The following is a 20,828-nucleotide window of genomic DNA, read 5'->3' as shown; positions in this document are numbered from 1 at the left end:
AGATGTTATAATGGCTTTAACTACTTTGCGAGATTGAGTATTCTGTCTAATTGTAATTAGGGAGTGCTGTTGATGTTTGAATTGCCAGGATACCAAACCTTAGATCTGATAGATAATACCGCAGATATCAGGTTATACAGACTCCTACGTCAAGAGGACGGCCTGAGGGTTATCGCTAAGACAACAATAGGAGAATACCCGGGAGCTGCCATGGTCGATGCTTTTCGTCATGAGTATGACATGCTTAAGCGACTTTGCGGTCGTGGTGCAATAGAGCCGTACAGTTTGGAAATTATGGCGGACCGACCAGTCCTTCTCTTAAAAGATATAGAGGGGAGTACCCTTGGGCAGATCCTGCGTATGCCTGTTAATTCACTGGGTCTTCCAGCGCTGCTTCGAATCGCTACAGCTATTGCTGATTGTCTTATGCAAATTCATCGTGAAAAAATAACACTAAATGAACTAACCCCCGCTCATCTAATCGTAAATCCCATTACTTTTGAAGTGAAATTTATTGATATAAGAATGTGTTCTACCGAAAACACCACGAGTCCTTTGTCACCGTTAAGCGGTCGGCCCGATGTTCTGCTTCCTTATATAGCTCCAGAACAAACGGGACGAACCGGAGTCAAACCGGATTACCGTTCTGACTTTTATTCGCTGGGGATCATCCTGTATGAATGTCTCTCGGGCAGCCGCCCCTTTGAGCTGCATGATGTTGTTGATATTGTATATCGTCATCTTGCAGATACACCTGAGCCTCTGCACCGCAGGTTCCCCACTATCCCTCTATCGGTCTCTGATATTGTTGGTAAATGCATGGAGAAAATGCCTGAAGCGAGGTATGCCAGCGCGTTCGGCATTAAATCGGATCTTGAGGAATGTCTATCCCGTCTAGAAGAATCCGGGCATATTGAGCCTTTTCCACTAGGAAGCTGGGATATCCCAGAGCGCTGGATGGTATCAGGACGCTTCTATGGAAGACATCTTGAGCAACAAAGCTTAAGAGAAGCACTGCAACGAGCATCACAAGGTGCCGTAGAGACGGTTTGGATTAGCGGGGAGAGTGGTATCGGCAAAACAACCTTTCTGAAGGAGACCCTTACAAATACAGTCTCTTTGGATGGTTTCTTCGCCAGAGGCAAATTCGAATCCCGACATACCTCACTCCCTTATGGCATCTGGCATCAAGTCATAGAAGAGTTGGTTAGTCAGCTGCTGATGGAAACAAAGTTGCAGGTGGAGGTTTGGAGGCTGCGTATTCTACAAGCAGTGGACAATTACGGTCAGTTGCTGATCGATTTTGTTCCTAAGCTTGAACTCTTGATTGGCCTTCAACCCTCCGTGCCTCCACTGCCACCGCTGGAAGCTCAGCATCGCTTTCAATTAATCATGAGCCGATTTATTCAACTCTTTCCTCATGAGGATCATCCTTTGATCTTGGTATTGGATAATTTGCAATGGGCTGATGATACGTCGCTGCAATATCTCACTTCGCTTATAGAGGATACAGCAACGACTCATCTGCTAATCGTGCTTTCCTATCGCAATCGGGAGATTACAAGGCTGCACCCGCTCAGTAGGCTGGAAAAACATCTGATTGACCGCAACGTAGCGATGAGCAGAATTTCTTTACAAGCGCTTGAACTCACCGATTTAAAACAACTGCTACTTGATGTTATGCGTTACGAGGCAGCTGACTTGGACGAGCTGGCGCGCGTGCTGCTTCATAAGACAGATGGAAACCCGTTATTTATTAAGCAATTCCTTCAAGATTTGATAGATGATCAGCGAGTGGAATTTGATGAGAATATTCGAAGCTGGAAATGGGATCTCCAGCGTATTACTGAATTGAATGTACCCGATAACGTAGCTTCATACCTTTCAAGTAAATTGCAGCAATTTCCTGAACAGACGGTATATGCACTTAGCAGAGCCGCATTTATAGGCAGCCTATTTGATTTACGTACACTTGCTGATATTACGGAGACACCGATAGAGACATTGAACGATGCGTTGGCGGTTGCTGTACATGGGCGCTTGTTGCAGCCCGTTAACGGGGAGGAATATCCGCATTATAAGTTCCAGCACAACCGCATTCATCAGGCAGCATATACTTTTATTTCCGAAGAGGAGCGTTCCGAGCTGCATTGGAGGATTGGTCTGTTATTGCTAGGCCGAGGCCCGCTTAGTGAAGGAACGACTCTATTCGAAGCTGTCCATCATTTGAATCAGGCACTTACATGGTTAGACCGCCCTGAAGAGAGGCTTCAACTAGTAGAGCTGAACTTACAGGCAGGGATAAAAGCGAAGCAAACAACCGCACATGAGACAGCCTTGCAATATATGCTTCAGGCAACGTCATTATTAGAGGAGCAGAGCTGGGAGGCGCATTATGGGCTGACCTTCCGGGTATTCCGTGAGAGGGCGGAGCTCGAATATTTATGTTCCCATTTTGATACGGCTAATGAATTATTCCATCTGTTAATTGATAAAGCTACGACAAATATGGATAAGGCTTACGTCTACGTAATGAAGGTGCAGTTGGAAGCAAGTAATGATAACCATGAAGAGGTGATCTCCTTAGGCCAGCATACCTTATCGTTACTGAAAGTGAAGCATCAATTTGATCCTGGTTATGCTCAATTGACGCTTCAATGGTTACGATTGCGGCATAGACTCAAGAAGGTCTCACTCGAATCGCTTACTCTTTTACCTCCAATGACTGATGAAGCACGTAGAATCGCAATGTCTACTTTAGATCATTCAAGCAATGCTTGCTTTTACGTCAATCGAGAAGGGTGGCTTGCTTCTTCCTTCACCATGATTGAATTAACGCTTGATTATGGGATGACTCCGGAGGCTTCCATTGGATTCATAGGTTATGCAATGTTTCAATATTATTACTTCCGTAATGATGAAGAGACATTCAAATGGGCCATGCTGGCGTTCAGCTTATCCGAACCCTATCCGAAACAGCACATGACAACCTTAGCCGCGTTCGCCATGTGCTACGATAGCTGGCGGCATTATGATCCTGCTATGCTCCATACGTTTACCGAGAAAGCTGGTAAAGTAGGACTGGAATCAGGTGACTTATGGAAGGGCAACCAGAATGTGTTGATCAACTGTGCCTCCCTTTTGCAATTTGGTCATCCTCTCGGCGATATCTATGAGCGATTAATTACTCATTCCGGTGATTTGCTGCGCCATAACAACAGTCTTCATTGTAAGCAGGCTATTGTAGCAGCGGCCATTCTTGTTCGCTTGACAGGTTATCGCTCTATAGATGATCCCTTTCCCATCGCGGAGATTAGCGAGCCTGCTTTTGCACAGTCGGTTCATGGGGACACCTTTGATTTTATACAAGAAATGGTCTGGATCTATCAATATTTGACGGGCTATGTATTTGGGGAATACCGAGAAGCCAGTGAGGCATTAGCCAAATCAGCGGCCATTATAAAATCACGCGAAGATGGCCTAGACAGTCCCATGCAGATCATGTATGAATGTTTAGTCTGGGCTCAGTTGTATGAGGAATATAACGCTGAAGAGCAACGTACATATCGGGCAAAAATGCGTAAATGCTTGAAGAAAATGAAAAAGCTTGCCAGGCGTTGTCCGGGGAATTATCAGCATAAATATCTGTTAATGAAGGCTGAGTTAACTCGTCTATCGCGAGATCCCCGCCAAGCTGAAGCATTGTATGAGCAATCCATTGAGAACGCTCGGATCCACGGTCATATTCACGATTTAGCGATGGCAGCGGAATGTTATGGTAAATACGGGCTTCGTCATGGCAAAATGCATCTGGCAAGAATCTATATGACTGAGGCCTATGAGGCTTATCTGCAATGGGGCGCAAAGGCTAAAGCGGCTGACCTGGAGCAGCAGCATCGCCATTTGCTGCATATTAAACGAGAGCCCGGGCTCGATCGTGTGGATTCCCTTTCTGTGGTAATGTCTGCCCAAGCATTATCCGGCGAAATGGAGATGAGCCGATTATTGGCCACGCTGATGCGAATCATGCTCCACAATGCTGGGGCAGAATATGGGGCTGTTATTTTTGATCATGACGGCAAATGGATGGTGGAAGCTTATGGGACCTCAGAAGCCCAGCATATCGAATCTGTTCCACTTGGGGAAGAATCGGGGTTGGTCCCGGCAGCGATTATAGCTTACGCGGCAAGAACACAAGAACAGGTTGTATTACATGATGCACTCAGTGAAGGAATATTTACACGTAATACTTACGTTAGGAATAATAGACTGAAATCGGTTCTATGTCTCCCCATCATGAATCAGAATAAATTGGTTTGCCTGCTCTATTTAGAGAATAATCTATCGCCGGGTGTATTTACTCCAAGCAGACTCGATGTGCTCAAGCTGCTTGGTTCACAATGCGCAATCTCAATCGCTAATGCCAAGCTGTATTCGGGAATCCAATATCTCAAAAAAAATCTGGAGGATCAGGTGGTAGAAAGAACTCGTAGCCTGGAGCGTTCGATGCGTGAAACATCTGCGGCGTTGGCCGAAGCTACTGTTTTTGAGGAACGCAATCGTATTGCCCAAGAGATTCATGATATTGTCGGGCATACCCTGACATCGACGATTCTGCAGATTGAAGCTGGCAAGCGGCTGCTTCAGAAGAAGGAGATAGACAGCGGCTTTCAGCGTCTGGCTGAGGCCCAGGATCTTGTGCGGCATAGCTTGAATGAAATCCGCGGCTCTGTCCATATGCTGAAAGAGGACAGGTATTCTGATCTAACCGTGATGCTGAAGCAGTTGATTCGAGATACAGAACGCAATGCAGGCGTTGTTGTTCATGCAGTTATTTATGATCTGCCGGAAGCCATGTCAACAGCCTATAAAAAGGCAATCTATCATGCTTTGCAGGAGGGCTTAACTAATGGGATCAGACATGGGAAGAGTGTGGAGTTCCATTTTAGTCTGGAGTCTGTTGGAGCGAACTTGCAGTTTAGACTCAAGGATTGTGGGCTAGGGATGAGTCCAATCGTGATGGGATTTGGACTTAGGACGATGAAGGAACGGGTTGAGCAGCTGGGAGGCAGCTTATCCATCGATTCAGAAATGGATGAAGGCTGTTTACTGGAGATTGATCTGCCCATGCGAAGGGTTGTGGATAGAACATGAGTAAAATAAAAATTGTAATTGCCGATGATCAATTGTTGACGCGGGAAGGACTTCGCACCATTTTGGATCTGGAAGATGATATGGAAGTGGTTGGTGCTGCCAAGAATGGAGAAGAAGCTTGCGAGATGGTTGAGGCATTCCAGCCTGATCTGGTGCTGCTCGATATTCAAATGCCAGTTATGGATGGCCTTAGCGCCTTGAAACGAATAAAGCAGATTCGCCCGAACATCTTCATTCTGATTCTGACTACTTTTATAGAGACTGATTATATTGTAGAGGGAATGGCCTACGGAGCAAGCGGTTATATGCTGAAGGACATGGATGCAGATAAAATGATCGCTTCGATTCATGATACGTTATCCGGGCAATTTATTCTGCCAGCTCCGGTAGCAGCCAAACTGGCATCGAGGATGAACAGGTTAACAGAGGACTATGAACACTGGCAAAGATCGGGTCTGGATCGTATCAGTCTGACAGAACGGGAAGAGGAGCTGGCACAGCTCATTATCCGGGGACTGAACAACCGTGAAATCGCCGATACATTACATATTGCGGAAGGTACGGCGCGCAATTATATTAGCAATCTTTACAGCAAATTAGAAGTGGTTGATCGGGCCCAAGCAATTGTGCGACTGCAGGCTATTTTGTAATAATTGTTGCTGTTAACGAATTACTGTCGGGGCCAAATATTCAAACAGCGGGAGATTCCTCAGTATTCCAAATGTAACGGTCAGAATCAACATTATAGCCATAATTGCCTGGCTAAGAGGCCGGATTTGCTTCTTATTAGTAATCCAATACAACATATACAGAGGTGCTAAAATAAACAGCAACGGGTTAAATCTAAACGCTTGAATAACGTCGAACTTCAGCAAGGAAAGAATAACTCTTGTGACTCCACATCCGGGGCAATACAATCCAGTCCATTCATGAAATGGACAAGGGATACTAATATTGGTTAAGGGTATCCATGCTTTGAGATATACTACGCCGACGAGACTTAAGGACACACCCCAAAATAGTTTAGGATGTGTCCTTTTATAAATCGTAAACTTATACCAGTTTATTAACATCGGATTGTACCAAGGCATACGTGACAATACCCAGGCCAAAGAGTGTCAGGATCACATAAAGCACTGAATTATCTGACGGGTATTGGCCGCGCTGTCTTTGAGCTTCAGCAATATGTTTACCTACCTGATAGGCCCAAATGAAGCTCCAGATCCCGCACGTAACCAACGTTAGAAGGAAATGTTTTCCTCCTGTAAATGTATAGTCTCCACTCAGTTCGCCTACCTCATTGGTTAGAACAATAAACCAATAGATTGTATAGAGCCCACATGTAATTAATGACAAAATAATGGCGAATGCAACACTTCTGCGACTAATCATTACTCACTCTCCTATGTATTTACATAAAAATTCGACATTTCCATCTTATTGAATTAGGAAAAAATATACAAGACAATATTTGAGAATTACTGTCCGCTGTCGAAATCTAGACAAACTTACTGCTGATATCTAGTGGAAACCTTACCAAATATGAAATATACTTTTGAGGCTATGCACTGGAACCACAACTAGATTTACATTAACGAATGGAGGACACTTTGATGTCAACTTTGCCAAATTGCCCGAAATGTAATTCAGAATACACTTATGAAGATGGTAGTTTGCTCGTCTGCCCGGAATGTGCGCATGAGTGGAGCCTCGACACAGAGGCTGAAAGCAGTGAAGAGAACAAGGTTGTCAGAGATGCCAACGGAAATATTTTAAATGATGGAGATGCTATAACTATTATTAAAGACCTTAAAGTAAAAGGAAGCTCATCCGTTCTGAAGATAGGAACAAAGGTGAAAAACATCCGTTTAGTGGACGGAGATCATGATATTGATTGCAAAATCGATGGTTTTGGAGCTATGAAATTAAAGTCCGAGTTTGTTAAAAAGATCTAAAAAATAAAAATCAGCTTAACTTCAACAGAAGTAGGCTGATTCTTTATTTTAAACGTTATCTATTAATCTCAACAATCTGATTTCGTCCGGCATTTTTTGCTTGATATAAGGCTTTGTCCACTGATTCGAATAAATCATTTAGTTGATTGGTCAGGCTTTCTGTATATTGTGCTGCAAAATTACTAATGGACAGCAGTCCCATACTAACAGTAATCGAGAGGGAATGAGCAACATCCTCTACATGTACTTTATTAGCTTCTATTATAGATTTGATATGTTTTGCTAAGTGGTTTGCTTGTGTTTGATCTGTATTTGGTAAGTAAATGATAAATTCTTCTCCGCCATAACGCGCCAGAACATCCGTCTCCCTCAACGTTTTCTTAATTACCTCTACCGTGCTGCAAATGACGACATCACCGATTAAATGGCCGTAATTATCATTCACTGTTTTGAAAAAGTCGATATCCAGAAGGATGATAGCAAAAGGCTGCTTGAGTTTCATATTTTCTATGATCTCATGCTCTAAGTGCAACGTTAAGTAATGACGATTATAACAACCGGTTAGGCTGTCCGTTATGGCCATCTGCTTAAGTTTTTGGTTAGTCTGCGATAATTCATCCTGGATTTCAGTTAATGTAGCATTACGCTCTTGCAGGGTCTCGTTCTGGTGATTGGTCTCGGCTATGAGGCGATGCAGCTCGCTTCTGTCCTGAAAAGTGAGAATGCGTCCAACCCTGATTCCACCTACCACAATCGGCGCCGCAGTAATGTTAATGTATGCATCGAGTGAGGTGTAGAATAGTTCAACCTCAGTCCTCTCCATGGGCTGGTTCAAGTATGTATGAAGGAATAAATCGAAAGCTCCGGAAGTTTGCTCTATGGGTGCGATGGTCGACACGTCAAAGTGAGCACCGATTTGCAGATGGATTTTTGGAAAAAGCGAGCGATTGATTTCTACTACAGTCTCACTATCATCCAGTACAAGAATTCCTTCTGTAATTGTGTCAATGATATCCTGATGGGCGATGGTTACGAGATCAAATATTTTATCCCGATGGATAGCAATTACGAAAAAGATTGCCGAGATTAAGATCCCCAGAGAGGTCAGCCCTGGAATAACTGGATCAGATTTAAGCAATACCACATTAAGAAAAACATCCAATAAAATAAATACCGTTAGCACCAGCACCCCTTTGAGCACATGAGCAACCTGTTTTTTGATCCGCTGTGTAGTGTTTGAGACTAGCGCTGAATAGATGATATACAGAGAAATCATTACGCTGGTGGTTAAGAAGATAATAAGCAGCCAAAAAATCGGACCATAATATCTTTCGATATATCCGCCGTTCATAGGGAGAACAAAACTTCCGTTTGGATTGGCGATCACCCCTACTAAGATCAAAGCTGCGAGAATGTATAGGATCAATGTGTTCTTTTTTCGAAGAAGATGTGAATTCCCGGTGAGTAGTACCGTGAACAGAAGCCAGCCAATCGTTAACAGAACCGAGTCGATAAAAGCGATCTTTACATAAAACAATTGAAACTTGGGATCGTCGGTCGTTTTGATAGCGAATTGGCAGAAGGGCCATAACATCATAGTAAAATGAAAAACTAAGTATGCTTTATGTAGGTTAGTGATAGTTACAGACGCAAATATGTAGATGAACAAAGCGAACAAAACAAAAAATAATAACAAATCAATCCATGTCATGATATTCATTTCAGTGACACCTTCTCCCACCCGGTTAACAGTTCTTTCATGTTACCTTGAATTTTATTCGTTTGCCATATGATTATTTGTTCTACGACAACCGCTATTTGTTTAAGAGTCTTTCAACATATTCCTTCAAAATCCTCTATTTGTAAGCGTGGTTTTGCAAATTTTAAGGATGAGTTTCCCGGGAAACTGGGGTTGGACAGAATGACTAGCTTTTTTAACCTTAACTTGTGTTATAATCAAACAAACAATTTAAAGAGGAAATTATAGTTAAGGGGGATTTGTAAGTGGAAATAGGAATAAGCACGTTCGTAGAAACAACACCGGATGTTCAGACGGGTGAAGTGATAAGTCATGCGCAGCGATTGCGCGAGGTTGTAGAGGAGATTGTGCTTGCAGATCAGGTGGGTTTAGATATATTTGGCGTGGGCGAACATCATCGCAAAGATTATGCGGCGTCTTCTCCAGCAGTTTTACTGGCTGCGGCGGCCTCACAGACGACACAGATTCGGCTAACCAGTGCGGTTACAGTACTTTCCTCTGATGACCCCGTACGTGTGTTTCAGGATTTCGCTACCCTGGATGGAATCTCGAATGGACGCGCAGAGATCATGGCAGGCCGGGGTTCTTTTATTGAATCGTTCCCGCTGTTTGGGTATGATTTGAATCATTATGATGAGCTGTTCGATGAGAAGCTGGACTTGCTGCTCAAAATACGGGAATCCGAAAAAATAACCTGGAGCGGCGTGCACCGTCCTGCCATTAATAATCTGGGGATTTATCCGCGTCCCGTGCAGAATCCATTGCCAGTATGGATTGGCAGCGGAGGAAATACAGAATCCGTAATTCGTGCAGGTCTACTAGGGTTACCGCTTGTGCTGGCTATCATTGGCGGCAGTCCGCTACAGTTTGCTCCGCTCGTGAAGCTCTATAAGAAGGCTGCAGCGCAAGCGGGACATGATGTATCGAAGCTGCCCGTTGCTTCGCACTCGCACGGCTTCATTGCAGAGGACAATCAGCAGGCTGCCGATATGTTCTTCCCTTCTACACAAGCTAGTATGAATGTTATTGGCCGGGAACGCGGATGGGGTCAATACACCCGTGCAAGCTATGATGCGGCGCGTAGATTTGAAGGTGCCTTGTATGTAGGTGACCCAGAGACCGTTGCTGAGAAAATCATTCACCTGCGCAAGCAAGTAGGCATCACACGTTTTATGCTGCATGTGCCGCTTGGCACAATGCCTCATAAGGATGTAATGAGAGCCATTGAGCTATTGGGTACCCAAGTAGCACCCATTGTTCGCGCTGAGATATCGAGATGGGAAGCAGAGGTTGAAGCTAAGTAGTAACTATGATCTTACTTAATTATTGAAGCTGTTGATAATGGAGGGGGAGATGGATATGACAGAGCACACTATAGCGAGCAGACTCGAAGCATTAGGAGTTGTCCTGCCCGAGGCTAGTGAACCGGCGGCAAAATACGCTAACTACGTAATTGTTAATGGTTTATGTTTTGTGTCGGGAAAAGGACCAGCGGGCCATCCCAAAGGGAAGCTGGGACAAGATTACACTACCAAGGAAGGCTACCATTTTGCACGTTTAACGGGTATAGAAATCCTTGCCGTCCTGAAGACAGCTTTAGGTTCTTTGGACAAAGTGAAAAGAGTAGTCAAAATTCAAGGCTTCGTTAATGCAGATCCCCTTTTTGAAGAACATCATAAAGTGCTTAATGGTTGTTCAGATTTAATGCTTGAGGTGTTCGGAGACAAGGGTGTTCATGCTCGTTCTGTATTGGGTGCTGTTTCTGTAAGGGATAATCTTCCGATCATTATTGATTCCATTTTTGAAGTTGAGGAACCTGTCTAGCCGGCTCCATGAGGCATATTTAAAAAGAGGACTATGATACCGAAAGGTGATCGTAGTCCTCTTTTTTTTAGGTGCTTATGCCGTAGGTAGATGCTTACCCCAAAATTTGTAACAAAACTAATCATCCTTTTTTTAGTAACAATAGGTGTATATATCAATCAACGAGGTGATGACATCATGAAATTTCAAAAGAAAGCTATGTTACTTTTACTACTTACATCTATGCTCTATACTGCTCCGGCCTATGCGGCGACAACGCCTCAGACTCCGGTTACAGCCGTTTATCTGGATGATCAACAGCTACAATTGGGGGCTCAGCCCTTGTTAGTAAACGATACAGTACTAGTTCCTATGCGTAAGTTATTTGAAGCTCAGGGGGCAAAGATTACTTGGAATAATGATACCAAGACCGTTAAGGCAACCAAGGGCGACCTGGTGCTGACCTATCATATTGGTGATCAGGCAGCGAATAAAAATGGCCAGTCCTTAAGTGTAACGGTTCCCGGCCAGATTACCGGCGGTTATACGATGATGCCACTGCGTTTTGTCAGCGAAGCTTTGGGCAGCACTGTGAAGTGGGATACCACTACTCGTGCCGTTCGTATCTACTCGGCAGTGGATTACGATACGACAATTCTGTATGGGGTTAACCTGCGAACTTTGCCAGACTCGTCAGCCCAATCAACGGTGCAGCAAATGTTGTCAGCAGGAGATAAGGTACATGTGGTTAGAGAAGTAGATGCTTTATGGTTAGAAGTGCGAACACAGGATAACAAGAGTGGCTATATATCTGCTAAACCCAAATATAGCAATTATACTAGTACGGCTCTTGTAGAGCGGCAGGGAAGCGAGCTGCTTGCTTACGGAGAAAAATATCTGGGAACACCTTATGAATTTGGTGCTGCTACTGACCAGACGTCTACCTTTGACTGTTCTTCCTTTGTAGGACATGTATTTAAGGATGTGTTGGCAATTGACCTGCCACGTGTCTCTTACAATCAGGCCAAAGAGGGCAAAGAGGTTGGAATTAACGAGCTGCGCAAAGGGGATCTGTTATTCTTCAGTGCACGTGGACTTGATATTGGGCATGTGGCGATTTACGCGGGAAATAATCAGATCCTACATACGTACTCCAAGGAGCTTGGCGTTCATTATGAAGCCTTAAGTGACAAGTGGAAGAAACGTTTGGTGACGGCTCGCAGATTGTTTTAGCTAGGTAATAATTAGGCTATAATTATCACGGTGAAGAAAAGTTGAAATCCCCTCTCCATTAAAATTTATTTGCAGGCATAAAGACGGTTTTTGAGTCTCTTTTCCGTCTATGTTATGAGCTTGATGTTAAGGAGGAAAATAGTGACTTGTACGGACGCAGAACTGGTAGATAAGGTGTGTAAAGGTGACATGGATGCATTCAGTGTACTTATCGGCAAATATTCCAATGCAGTATACGGGGTTGCTTATGGTAAATTGGGTGATTTTCATACCGCACAAGACATTGCCCAAGAGGTTTTTGTTAAAACCTATCGCAAATTACCCAACTTAAAGGAGCCTGAGAAACTCGCCAGTTGGTTATATGCGGTTACTGCACGGGAATGCATGGATTGGTTTAGGTCAAATAAAAAGAAAACTGCTTACGAATTCATGCAAAAAATGGAGGTTCCGCAGCCAGAATCTACCGAAGATCAGCTGCTCAGAAAAGAACTCCAGCAAGATGTGTGGAAAGCCTTAAACACCCTATCAGAAGCTAACCGTATAGTCACAATTCTCTACTATATCGACAATTACAAGGTTAGGGAAATCGCCGATTTCCTTGATTTATCCAGCGAAGCTGTTGAGAGTAGACTCCGCAGATCAAGAACGATCTTAAAAAGGGAGATGTTGAGTACCGTGAATAATAATCTTAATGAAAACAAATTACAGGACGAATTTAAGAAGAGAGTCTTTCAGGATGAAAGAATGACTGAAACGAATTTTCGTCGTGTGGCTATGGGCCAGAGTGAATTTGATGATATTGATATGCATAAAACAAACTTCTCCAATGTAAATATGGAGGGGACCGGATTCGATAATATTAATATGAGCAGTACTACCTTTAATGACATCAATATGCATTCTGTTAAGTTTAATGAAGTGGGGCTGTGGGAAATAGAGGTTAGTAATAGTGAACTAGGGGAGGCTTATTTCCACGATATTCATTTGTACGGTAAAGGCAATAAGTTTGAGCGATGCCAGCTGAACGGGACATCCTTTGTAGATTGTGATCTTTCGAATGTAGATATAAGAGACTGCAATCTTTCAGGCGTCACAGTAAATGGGATTTCATTAGAGCTATTGTTAGACAGCTATAATAAAAGGAAATAGACTATATAAATCATAGATTTAATCGGAAACCACTTCTTTCTAGGAGTGGTTTTTGAGTTTAGGGTATAATGGATGAAGAGTGTACAGCACAACCTATAGGAGTGAAAAATAGATGAAGCGCATCACCATTTTAATTGCGGATGATGAGGCGGAAATTGCCGACTTGGTGGCCTTGCATTTGCAAAAAGAGGGGTATCATATCTTCAAAGTGTCCGATGGAAGGGCAGCGGTACAAGCCATTGAGTCGCAAACGATAGATTTGGCGATTCTGGATATCATGATGCCGGGGCTGGATGGTTACGAGGTCACCCGCCATATTCGGGAGCATCATCATCTGCCGATTATTTTTCTGAGTGCTAAAACTTCCGATCTTGATAAAATCACCGGACTGGTTATGGGCGCAGATGATTATATGACCAAACCGTTTAACCCAATGGAGCTGGTCGCCCGGGTCAATTCCCAGTTGCGGCGCTCCATACAATTCAGTCAGCCCGCTGCCATACCTAAATCGGTGCTAGAGGTTCGGGGATTGATGATTTCACCGGATGAGCATACGGTTACTCTTTATGGTGAGGTTATTGAGCTAACTCCAAAAGAGTTTGATATTTTGCATTTATTGGTCAGTCATTCCAAGCAGGTGTTTAGTGCGGAGAACATTTTTCAACAGGTATGGGGCGATGCTTATTATGAGAGTGGGAACACGGTCATGGTTCATATCCGTACCTTGCGCAAAAAGCTCGGTGAAGACATCAATAAGAATAAATTCATTAAGACGATCTGGGGCGTTGGATATACTTTTAATGGGTAAAGCCAGTGAGATTTATTTATTTTAAGAAAAACTTTATATTTGTCCTGCTTTTTCTTTAAAGTGTCTTCGTTATTCTATTCCTATCAAGGAAATGGGAGGACATTGCTGATGAAGAAGTGGGGCTTTTTGGCGTTGGTTGTGTTGTTGCTTGGGTATGCAGCGGCTCGTTATTTACCGAATACGGGTAATTTAGGATACGATGATAAGATTCGCAAAGAATCTATTAGAAATAACAATAGTTTAGAGGTAGTAACACAAGATCAAGTGTATCAAGGGGATTTGTTGCTGGTGAACAAACAATACCCGGTACATGAGGATAGTGTGAAGTCTGATATCGTGACCTTATATGAGCAGGCGGATCTGGTGCAGGGTTATGGGCTGCTGGATACCTCGATTCGTTTGTCTGAAAGTGTAGCGCATAAATTCAATAAGATGGTCAAAGCTGCCGAAAAAGAGGGTGTGAATCACTTTTTAATTAGCAGCGGGTACAGGGACTTTGAAGAGCAAGAGAAATTATATCAGGAAAAAGGTTCCGACTATGCTTTACCGGCGCAATATAGTGAACATAATTTAGGATTATCTCTGGATATCGGGTCGTCCCAATCAGAAATGAGTAAAGCGCCTGAAGGAAAATGGCTGCAAAAAAATGCCTGGAAATACGGCTTTATTCTCCGCTATCCGAAAGACAAAACCGAGATTACGGGGATAAAATATGAACCCTGGCATTTCCGTTATGTAGGGTTGCCGCACAGCGCCATTATTCATGAGAAAGGGCTTGTGCTAGAACAATATTTGGATTTCTTGAAAGAGAACAAAGAGATTTCAACAACAGTAGACGGCAAGGCTTATACAGTAAGTTATTTTCCGGTATCCAAATACACTACGATCAAAATTCCACAGGAAGGGCAATATATGACGTCAGGCGATAACATGGATGGCATAATTGTTACTACATATTAATGACTAAAGAGCCGAAAAAAAAGTCTGCTATAAACCTTTTGCTGGCAGCTATATTTATCGTCTATATGTATTTTTTAATCCGAATTATTTTATTTAAAGGTGCACCGGTGAACTTATTATCGCTTTGGGAGCAAGCGGGACGTATGTTTGAACATCCAGACCGGATTTTTAATCGGCGAGGCAACTATATTCCTTTTAAGGAGATCTCCCGGGGGATGGACGATCTGTCGCTTTCAGATCCTTTTTCATCGATTAATTTAGTAGGGAATTTGTTGGCCTTTATTCCGTTTGGGATCTTGGTGCCCATGCTGTTATCGCATAAAGTAAGGCTGTTTCGAAGAGTTTTCTTCCTCTCGCTGGCGCTGAGCTTCTGTTTTGAATTCACACAATTAGTATTGTATATCGGCACCTTTGATGTGGATGATCTTATTTTGAACACTGGCGGCGGGGTGGCTGGTTACTGTATCTATAGACTGTTGACTTCTTTCGGATGGATTGCATCTATATCAAAGCGGTGTTAGTATTTGTGGATATAGATCTAGGGTAGAAGGGGCATGGTATGAAAAAGCGTATTTCGGATATTGTTTCCATCATTGTAGGAGCTTTGTTATTCTCCTTGGCCGTTAATTTGTTTGTGATTCCGAACGAGTTCGGTGAAGGCGGGGTCACGGGACTGACTATGATTACTTACTATTTGTATCAGTGGTCACCCGGTATTGTTAGTTTGATTCTTAACGCTTTATTATTAATTGTGGGGTACAAATTTCTAGACAAAACTACGACGGTATACACGATTATTGCGGTGTTTTTCAATTCGTTATTCCTGATTCTTACGAAAAATTGGAATATTGGCAGCGATGAGTTGATAATTAATGCAATATTCGGGGGTATCTTCTCAGGTGTGGGTATCGGGCTAATTATACGAGTGGGTGGAACGACTGCAGGGTCAACCATCATCGCCAGAATCCTACATAAATATTTGGACTGGAATGTTAGTTACGCGCTACTGCTCGTCGATTTAATTGTGGTGTTCGCTTCGTATTTCATCATTGGAGTACAAAGTCTGATGTTTACGATCGTGATGCTCTATGTAGCCACTAAGATAATGGACTTTATTATTGAGGGAGTGAACCCTAAGAAGGCTGTTACGATTGTATCCCAAGAGCAGGACAAAATTGCTGAACAGGTTAATGGAATTATGGATAGAGGCGTCACAGTAATATATGGCCGTGGGTACTATACCAAGACACCTAAAGAGCTGCTGTATATTGTGATTAGCAAGCAGGAAGTGACTATGCTTAAGAAAATCGTCAAATCCATTGATAAAGAGGCGTTTATTACCATCCACGATGTACGAGATGTATTCGGAGAAGGTTTTGTGGAGCTGTCAAAATAATAAGATAAAAAGCTATCCCGGAAGCTATAATGGCTGCTTGGATAGTTTTTTTGATTTTGGGCACGTTATTGTGATGGATATCATTGCAATTATTGGATCGTTCACATTTTTTCAATTTCCCGTGTGATTGAACGCACACTATGGGATGTGCAGCTTCTATATGCTTTTTATAGAGGAATTAATTTATTGCAGGAAAGAGGGTATTTAGATGTTAGATCAACAAACCATTGAAATCATAAAATCAACGGTGCCCGTATTGCAGGTTCATGGGAAGACCATCACAACTACTTTCTATGGCATGTTATTTGAAAATCATCCGGAGTTACTAAATATATTTAATCATGCCAACCAACGGGAAGGTAAACAGCAGACTGCACTTGCTAACGCCGTACTCGCGGCGGCAATGAATATTGATCAGCTGGGAAATATTTTGCCTGTGGTAAAACAGATTGCGGAGAAACATCGGGCATTGGGAGTATTACCTGAACATTATCCCATCGTAGGTGAGACTTTGTTAGCTGCTATTGGGCAAGTACTTGGCGATGCGGCGACGCCGGAAATTATTGATGCTTGGGCAAAGGCGTATGGCGTGATCGCAGATGCCTTTATTGGTGTCGAAGCAGAGAAGTATCGTGAAGCTGCCGAAATTCCCGGGGGTTGGAGTGGATTTAGAAACTTTGTGGTTACTAAGAAGGTTAAAGAAAGTGAACTTATTACTTCCTTCTACCTTTCTCCTGAGGATGGAGGGGCTATAGCTTCTTACTTGCCGGGTCAATACATCACGGTTCGTGTTCAGCCTGAGGGAGAGGAATACACCCATGTTCGCCACTATAGTTTGTCCAGTGCGCCGGGACAGTCGTATTACCGCATCACAGTTAAACGGGAAGGTGAAGGGCCGGATAAACCGGCTGGAGTCGTATCTACTTTCCTTCATGATGTCGTACAAGTGGGAGCTATATTGGAAGTAAGCTCGCCAGCAGGTGATTTCGTACTAAATAAAGATAGTGATCGTCCAGTGGTTCTTATCAGTGGTGGGGTTGGACTAACCCCTATGGTAAGTATGCTGGAGACATTAATTGCTATGCAGCCAGAACGAGAGGTAACGTACATTCATGCAGCCATCAATGGAAGCTTGCATGCTATGAAAGAAATGGTGGCGGATTTGGAGCAGTCCCATCCTACCCTACGATCCTATGTATGTTATGAAACTCCAAGTGAAGGAGATACGTTCCATAAAACAGGTTATATTGATCTAGCTTGGCTGCAAGAAGTAACAGACGTAAACTCTGAATTCTATTTCTGCGGACCGACTCCTTTTATGAAGGCGATATATAAGGCTCTTAAGGAATGGAAGGTGGCTGAAGACAGAATTCATTATGAATTCTTCGGCCCGGCTGGAAGTTTGGAAGCCTAAGCTGTAAAACCAAAAGAGCGTCCCAGTCCTAATGACTGTGACGCTCTTTTTTACAATAGAAGTTTATTTGAAGGCAGCGAATGGGTTAGTTCCCTTTGGTAATATTGAACTGAAATTAAAGGTGTACGTAGGAATTCCAGCCGCATAAGGGGCAATTTCGTACTGTTGGTAGAAGATTGCAAGGCCACTCTCGGAAACGTAGAAGTTTGGTTTTTCTGTTAGTCCGCCAGGTGTATCTGGAAAAGCTAGCTCCTTGGTGCTTTCCTTCAACATTTTATCTAATTTTTGTTTGTAGTTTGGCTCTGCCTTCAGCAGGTCCTTAAGTTCAATTGGTTTGCCGTCTTTCAGCGAGAAGGTAAATCCTTCACGAAGGGCTCCACCATGTGCTCCACCAGTATAGCCATATTGATCAGTCACGATGCTCAGAACCCCTTCACGGTTAAAGGAGACAACAAAAGTTTGAGAGAAGTCATATTTATTCTCTATAGTACCATCTCTACGGCTAGCCTGTTCTTCACTCTCTGCGACGAATTGTTCAGCTTGCTTTTTGAAGATCGCATTAATCTTAGTCTGCACTTCATCCGTTAAGCCACTGATTTTTGGATACTGTACTTTGATACTGGCATTTTTATTGCTCTTATCTAAGGTTTCAGAGGTAATTTTGATGTCATTCATTACTTTTTTACTTAGATCAAGTGATTTCAATGAAGGATTATAAACGCCTTGCACTCCTAAATAGTCAGACAAGAGTTTGAACGGAACATAAATCCGGTCGTTGATGACCTTCACATCATGACTGCCGGTCATGCTATAAATGTAATAGCCATTCAGGGTTGTACTAACACCGTAATCTGAGACCTCCATGTCCAGCTTCATGGAATCGCTGCCTACACTATAAGTTTTGGTGCTTGCATTATAGTTAATGGAGAGGCCAAAAGCATCCCGTAGTACAGTTAAAGGGATCATGGTGTTACCGTTTACTATTTTCGCTTGCTGCGATAAGGTCTGGCCTTTATATTTAAGCACTACAGAGGGTTGCTGTGCGGCTTGTTTTACCGTATTTCCTCCGGTAGTTGCGGCTTGAACTGAAGTTCCTCCTACTAGTCCCGACCCTCCAAGCAATACTCCAGCAGCCAAGATGGCTGAGGTCCATTTCATACTTTTATTCATAACTTAATCTCTCCTTCCCAAGGATGGGCTTATGTAGTTGCAATATGATATTTTTTCCTCTATCACTCCTACAATTATACCTAGGTCCCAAATAGATTTGATTACAAAGGCGGTTACAGTGTTGTTGCATAGATATGCAAAAGGTATATACTTTTTAACCATTTTGTACGATTAAGACACTAGCATTAAGAATGTAAAGTAATTACGGTGAGCTCGGGGCGACAATTAAAACGAACAGGCATACGAGTTACTCCTATCCCGCGAGTGGTATAGACCTGAAGTTGGCTGTTGGGCAGTTGATATAACCCACTTGAATATTTACTTCCGTGAGGCGGGGTATATAAAGCTCCGACAAATGGAAACCGCACTTGGCCTCCGTGGCTATGGCCAGACAATTGCAGATCTATAGGCAGCTTACAAAAGTCATCGGCGAAATCAGGTTCATGGGCCAGGAGAATTGTGCAAGCCTCTTCCGGGATATGAAGCAGCGCTTGGGCGATGTCTGCTTTTCCGACCCAAGGATCATCTATTCCGGCAATATAGAGCTTGTCCGTACCTTGGGTTAGGACGATATGTTCATTATGGAGCACGTGGAAGTCCGATTGTGTTAGCCCTTTCGTTACAACCTTTCTGGTCCCAAAAGCATCATGATTGCCTAATACTGCAAATTGTCCAAAAGGAGCCCGCAACTGAGAGCACAAGGCTACGGCTTCTGAAATATAATCGGCTGAATGATCTAATAAATCGCCGGTGAAGCAGATCAGATCTGGCTTTACATGTTGAATTTGCTGCGCTAACTCCGTTAAAGCTTGCGGCTTGGAATATACCCCCTGATGTAAATCACTAAAATGAACGATACGAAATCTATCGAAGGCTGGAGAAAGTCTAGGGAGTGTAATATCTACATGTTTGATTTCCAGCCAGTAGGGTTCGATCCAATGTGAATAGATGCCGGATGCACCAGCTGTTCCAAGAAGGCCTAGAGTTACTTGAGCGCTTTTCTGTAGAAATTGTCGTCTGCTAATAGTATTCATAAACAAATCATACGCGGGGATTGTTACTCTACTATGACAATATTCATTTAATAACCCATTGTGACGATAAAACTACATATACATTTTTTTAATATGGGAGATGAAGAGATGAGTATTATCGATGCCTTAGTCCTCGCAGCACCTTATTTCAAAAAGATTCACTCGCAGGATATTATGATTGGAATCACGGACAGGGAGATCTTCCATTATTACGCACCAAGTAAAGTTATTGATCTCGGATTGGTTAAGGGTAACCCTATCCCTCCTGAAGATCTGTCGCTTTCAAATGGACTGAAAGGTATAGCAAGCTCTAACCGAATCCCAGCAGAAATTTATGGAGCTCCTGTAATCTCAACATGTGTACCTATCTACGGAACGGATGATGATGTAATCGGGGTTTTTGCCATTGCCTATACACTAGAGAACGAGAATAAGCTTGAAGGATTCACAGATGAGATTAATGAGATAAGCAGTCATCTAATGGAGATGGTGCAGAGCGTAGCTGCCCAATCTCAGGAATTATCAGCAACCTCGCAGCAAATATTAGATAATACGCGTAGAGCCGTAACAGAATCACAAGAAGTGAATAAGGTTGCCGGCTTCATTCGTGAGATTTCTGAGCAGACGAACCTGCTTGGGCTGAATGCGGCAATCGAAGCCGCGCGTGTAGGAGAGCAAGGGGCAGGTTTTGGGGTGGTTGCTACGGAAGTACGCAAACTGTCCGTTAACACTAAAGAAGCAACCCATAATATTGAAAAATCACTGAGTGATGTTCAAAAGTCCATTAAGCAAATGGAGCAAGAAATTGAAGCGATCTCTGCTTCTTCACACTCACAAGCAGAATTGGTCACTGAATTCAGCGGTGTCATTGAGCGCCTGAATAAAGCGAGTAATGAAATGACGTCCTTTATGCAATCCATTATCCAGTAGATAGTGAATGCATAAGATGACTTCACCCAAACCATGCTAGAAGAGAACAGGCGCATTTCAGAA

The 20,828-nt window shown here is 43.1% G+C and carries 18 protein-coding genes; 13 read left to right on the top strand and 5 right to left on the bottom strand.

Going from position 1 to position 20,828, the window contains the following annotated elements; all coding sequences use genetic code 11:
- The first annotated feature begins 72 nt into the window (after positions 1-72).
- Both MHB37_RS30745 and MHB37_RS30740 read left to right on the top strand, forming a co-directional pair.
- Positions 73-5,154: an AAA family ATPase gene (locus MHB37_RS30745; protein WP_076191588.1), complete on the top strand. Its 5,082-nt coding sequence runs from the start codon at positions 73-75 to the stop codon at positions 5,152-5,154.
- A complete protein-coding gene (locus MHB37_RS30740) occupies positions 5,151-5,804 on the top strand; it encodes a response regulator transcription factor (RefSeq protein WP_076191591.1) in 654 nt (217 codons plus the stop codon). The genes MHB37_RS30745 and MHB37_RS30740 overlap by 4 nt, the downstream gene beginning before the upstream one ends.
- Before the next feature lie 12 nt (positions 5,805-5,816).
- Here MHB37_RS30740 and MHB37_RS30735 read toward each other — a convergent pair whose 3' ends face one another.
- The gene (locus MHB37_RS30735) at positions 5,817-6,227 is read right to left on the bottom strand and encodes a DUF2752 domain-containing protein (protein WP_076124149.1); all 411 of its coding nucleotides are present in this window, start codon (positions 6,225-6,227) and stop codon (positions 5,817-5,819) included.
- Positions 6,208-6,546 (bottom strand): DUF4234 domain-containing protein, encoded by a 339-nt coding sequence (locus MHB37_RS30730; protein ID WP_051491231.1) that lies wholly within the window; start codon positions 6,544-6,546, stop codon positions 6,208-6,210. The genes MHB37_RS30735 and MHB37_RS30730 overlap by 20 nt, the downstream gene beginning before the upstream one ends.
- Before the next feature lie 221 nt (positions 6,547-6,767).
- Here MHB37_RS30730 and MHB37_RS30725 point away from each other — a divergent pair, with 221 nt between their 5' ends.
- On the top strand, positions 6,768-7,109 hold the full coding sequence (locus MHB37_RS30725; RefSeq protein WP_036682263.1) for a zinc ribbon domain-containing protein YjdM: 342 nt from the start codon (positions 6,768-6,770) through the stop codon (positions 7,107-7,109).
- A 55-nt stretch (positions 7,110-7,164) separates the two neighbouring features.
- Here the strand turns inward: MHB37_RS30725 and MHB37_RS30720 are convergent, their stop codons facing one another.
- Positions 7,165-8,829, bottom strand: a complete 1,665-nt coding sequence (locus MHB37_RS30720; RefSeq protein ID WP_076191593.1) for a diguanylate cyclase — start codon at positions 8,827-8,829, stop codon at positions 7,165-7,167.
- Positions 8,830-9,113: 284 nt separating this feature from the next.
- On the opposite strand from MHB37_RS30720, the gene MHB37_RS30715 reads away from it, so the two are divergent.
- The 9 genes from MHB37_RS30715 to hmpA all read left to right on the top strand — a co-directional run bounded on the left by MHB37_RS30715 (position 9,114) and on the right by hmpA (position 17,631).
- Entirely contained in the window at positions 9,114-10,172 is a 1,059-nt protein-coding gene (locus MHB37_RS30715) for an LLM class flavin-dependent oxidoreductase (protein WP_076191595.1), read from the top strand.
- Between the two features lie 55 nt (positions 10,173-10,227).
- A complete protein-coding gene (locus MHB37_RS30710) occupies positions 10,228-10,692 on the top strand; it encodes a RidA family protein (protein ID WP_076191597.1) in 465 nt (154 codons plus the stop codon).
- A 177-nt stretch (positions 10,693-10,869) separates the two neighbouring features.
- Entirely contained in the window at positions 10,870-11,904 is a 1,035-nt protein-coding gene (locus MHB37_RS30705) for a stalk domain-containing protein (protein ID WP_076191599.1), read from the top strand.
- A 141-nt stretch (positions 11,905-12,045) separates the two neighbouring features.
- The gene (locus tag MHB37_RS30700; RefSeq protein WP_076191601.1) at positions 12,046-13,053 is read left to right on the top strand and encodes a sigma-70 family RNA polymerase sigma factor; all 1,008 of its coding nucleotides are present in this window, start codon (positions 12,046-12,048) and stop codon (positions 13,051-13,053) included.
- A 112-nt stretch (positions 13,054-13,165) separates the two neighbouring features.
- The gene (locus MHB37_RS30695; RefSeq protein ID WP_405168806.1) at positions 13,166-13,861 is read left to right on the top strand and encodes a response regulator transcription factor; all 696 of its coding nucleotides are present in this window, start codon (positions 13,166-13,168) and stop codon (positions 13,859-13,861) included.
- A 108-nt stretch (positions 13,862-13,969) separates the two neighbouring features.
- Positions 13,970-14,821, top strand: coding sequence for a D-alanyl-D-alanine carboxypeptidase family protein (locus tag MHB37_RS30690; RefSeq protein WP_076124134.1), 852 nt, complete (start codon positions 13,970-13,972; stop codon positions 14,819-14,821).
- Positions 14,821-15,342 carry a VanZ family protein gene (locus tag MHB37_RS30685; RefSeq protein ID WP_076191606.1) on the top strand — a complete coding sequence of 174 codons (522 nt, stop codon included), beginning with the start codon at positions 14,821-14,823 and terminating at the stop codon, positions 15,340-15,342. The genes MHB37_RS30690 and MHB37_RS30685 overlap by 1 nt, the downstream gene beginning before the upstream one ends.
- A 38-nt stretch (positions 15,343-15,380) precedes the next feature.
- Entirely contained in the window at positions 15,381-16,217 is an 837-nt protein-coding gene (locus tag MHB37_RS30680) for a YitT family protein (RefSeq protein ID WP_036682251.1), read from the top strand.
- Positions 16,218-16,425: 208 nt separating this feature from the next.
- Positions 16,426-17,631, top strand: coding sequence for an NO-inducible flavohemoprotein (gene hmpA, locus MHB37_RS30675; protein WP_076191609.1), 1,206 nt, complete (start codon positions 16,426-16,428; stop codon positions 17,629-17,631).
- A 63-nt stretch (positions 17,632-17,694) separates the two neighbouring features.
- On the opposite strand, the gene MHB37_RS30670 is transcribed toward hmpA, so the two are convergent.
- Positions 17,695-18,801 (bottom strand): PdaC/SigV domain-containing protein, encoded by a 1,107-nt coding sequence (locus tag MHB37_RS30670; protein ID WP_076191612.1) that lies wholly within the window; start codon positions 18,799-18,801, stop codon positions 17,695-17,697.
- Positions 18,802-18,986: 185 nt separating this feature from the next.
- Positions 18,987-19,835 (bottom strand): metallophosphoesterase, encoded by an 849-nt coding sequence (locus tag MHB37_RS30665; RefSeq protein WP_076191614.1) that lies wholly within the window; start codon positions 19,833-19,835, stop codon positions 18,987-18,989.
- A gap of 108 nt (positions 19,836-19,943) precedes the next feature.
- Between MHB37_RS30665 and MHB37_RS30660 the strand changes: the two genes are divergently transcribed.
- Positions 19,944-20,765: a methyl-accepting chemotaxis protein gene (locus tag MHB37_RS30660; protein ID WP_036682244.1), complete on the top strand. Its 822-nt coding sequence runs from the start codon at positions 19,944-19,946 to the stop codon at positions 20,763-20,765.
- The last annotated feature ends 63 nt before the right edge of the window (positions 20,766-20,828 follow it).

It is taken from the genome of Paenibacillus sp. FSL H3-0286, from assembly GCF_045040705.1.
GTDB lineage: Bacteria > Bacillota > Bacilli > Paenibacillales > Paenibacillaceae > Paenibacillus_AQ > Paenibacillus_AQ odorifer.
This window is presented reverse-complemented; position numbering and strand designations above follow the sequence as displayed.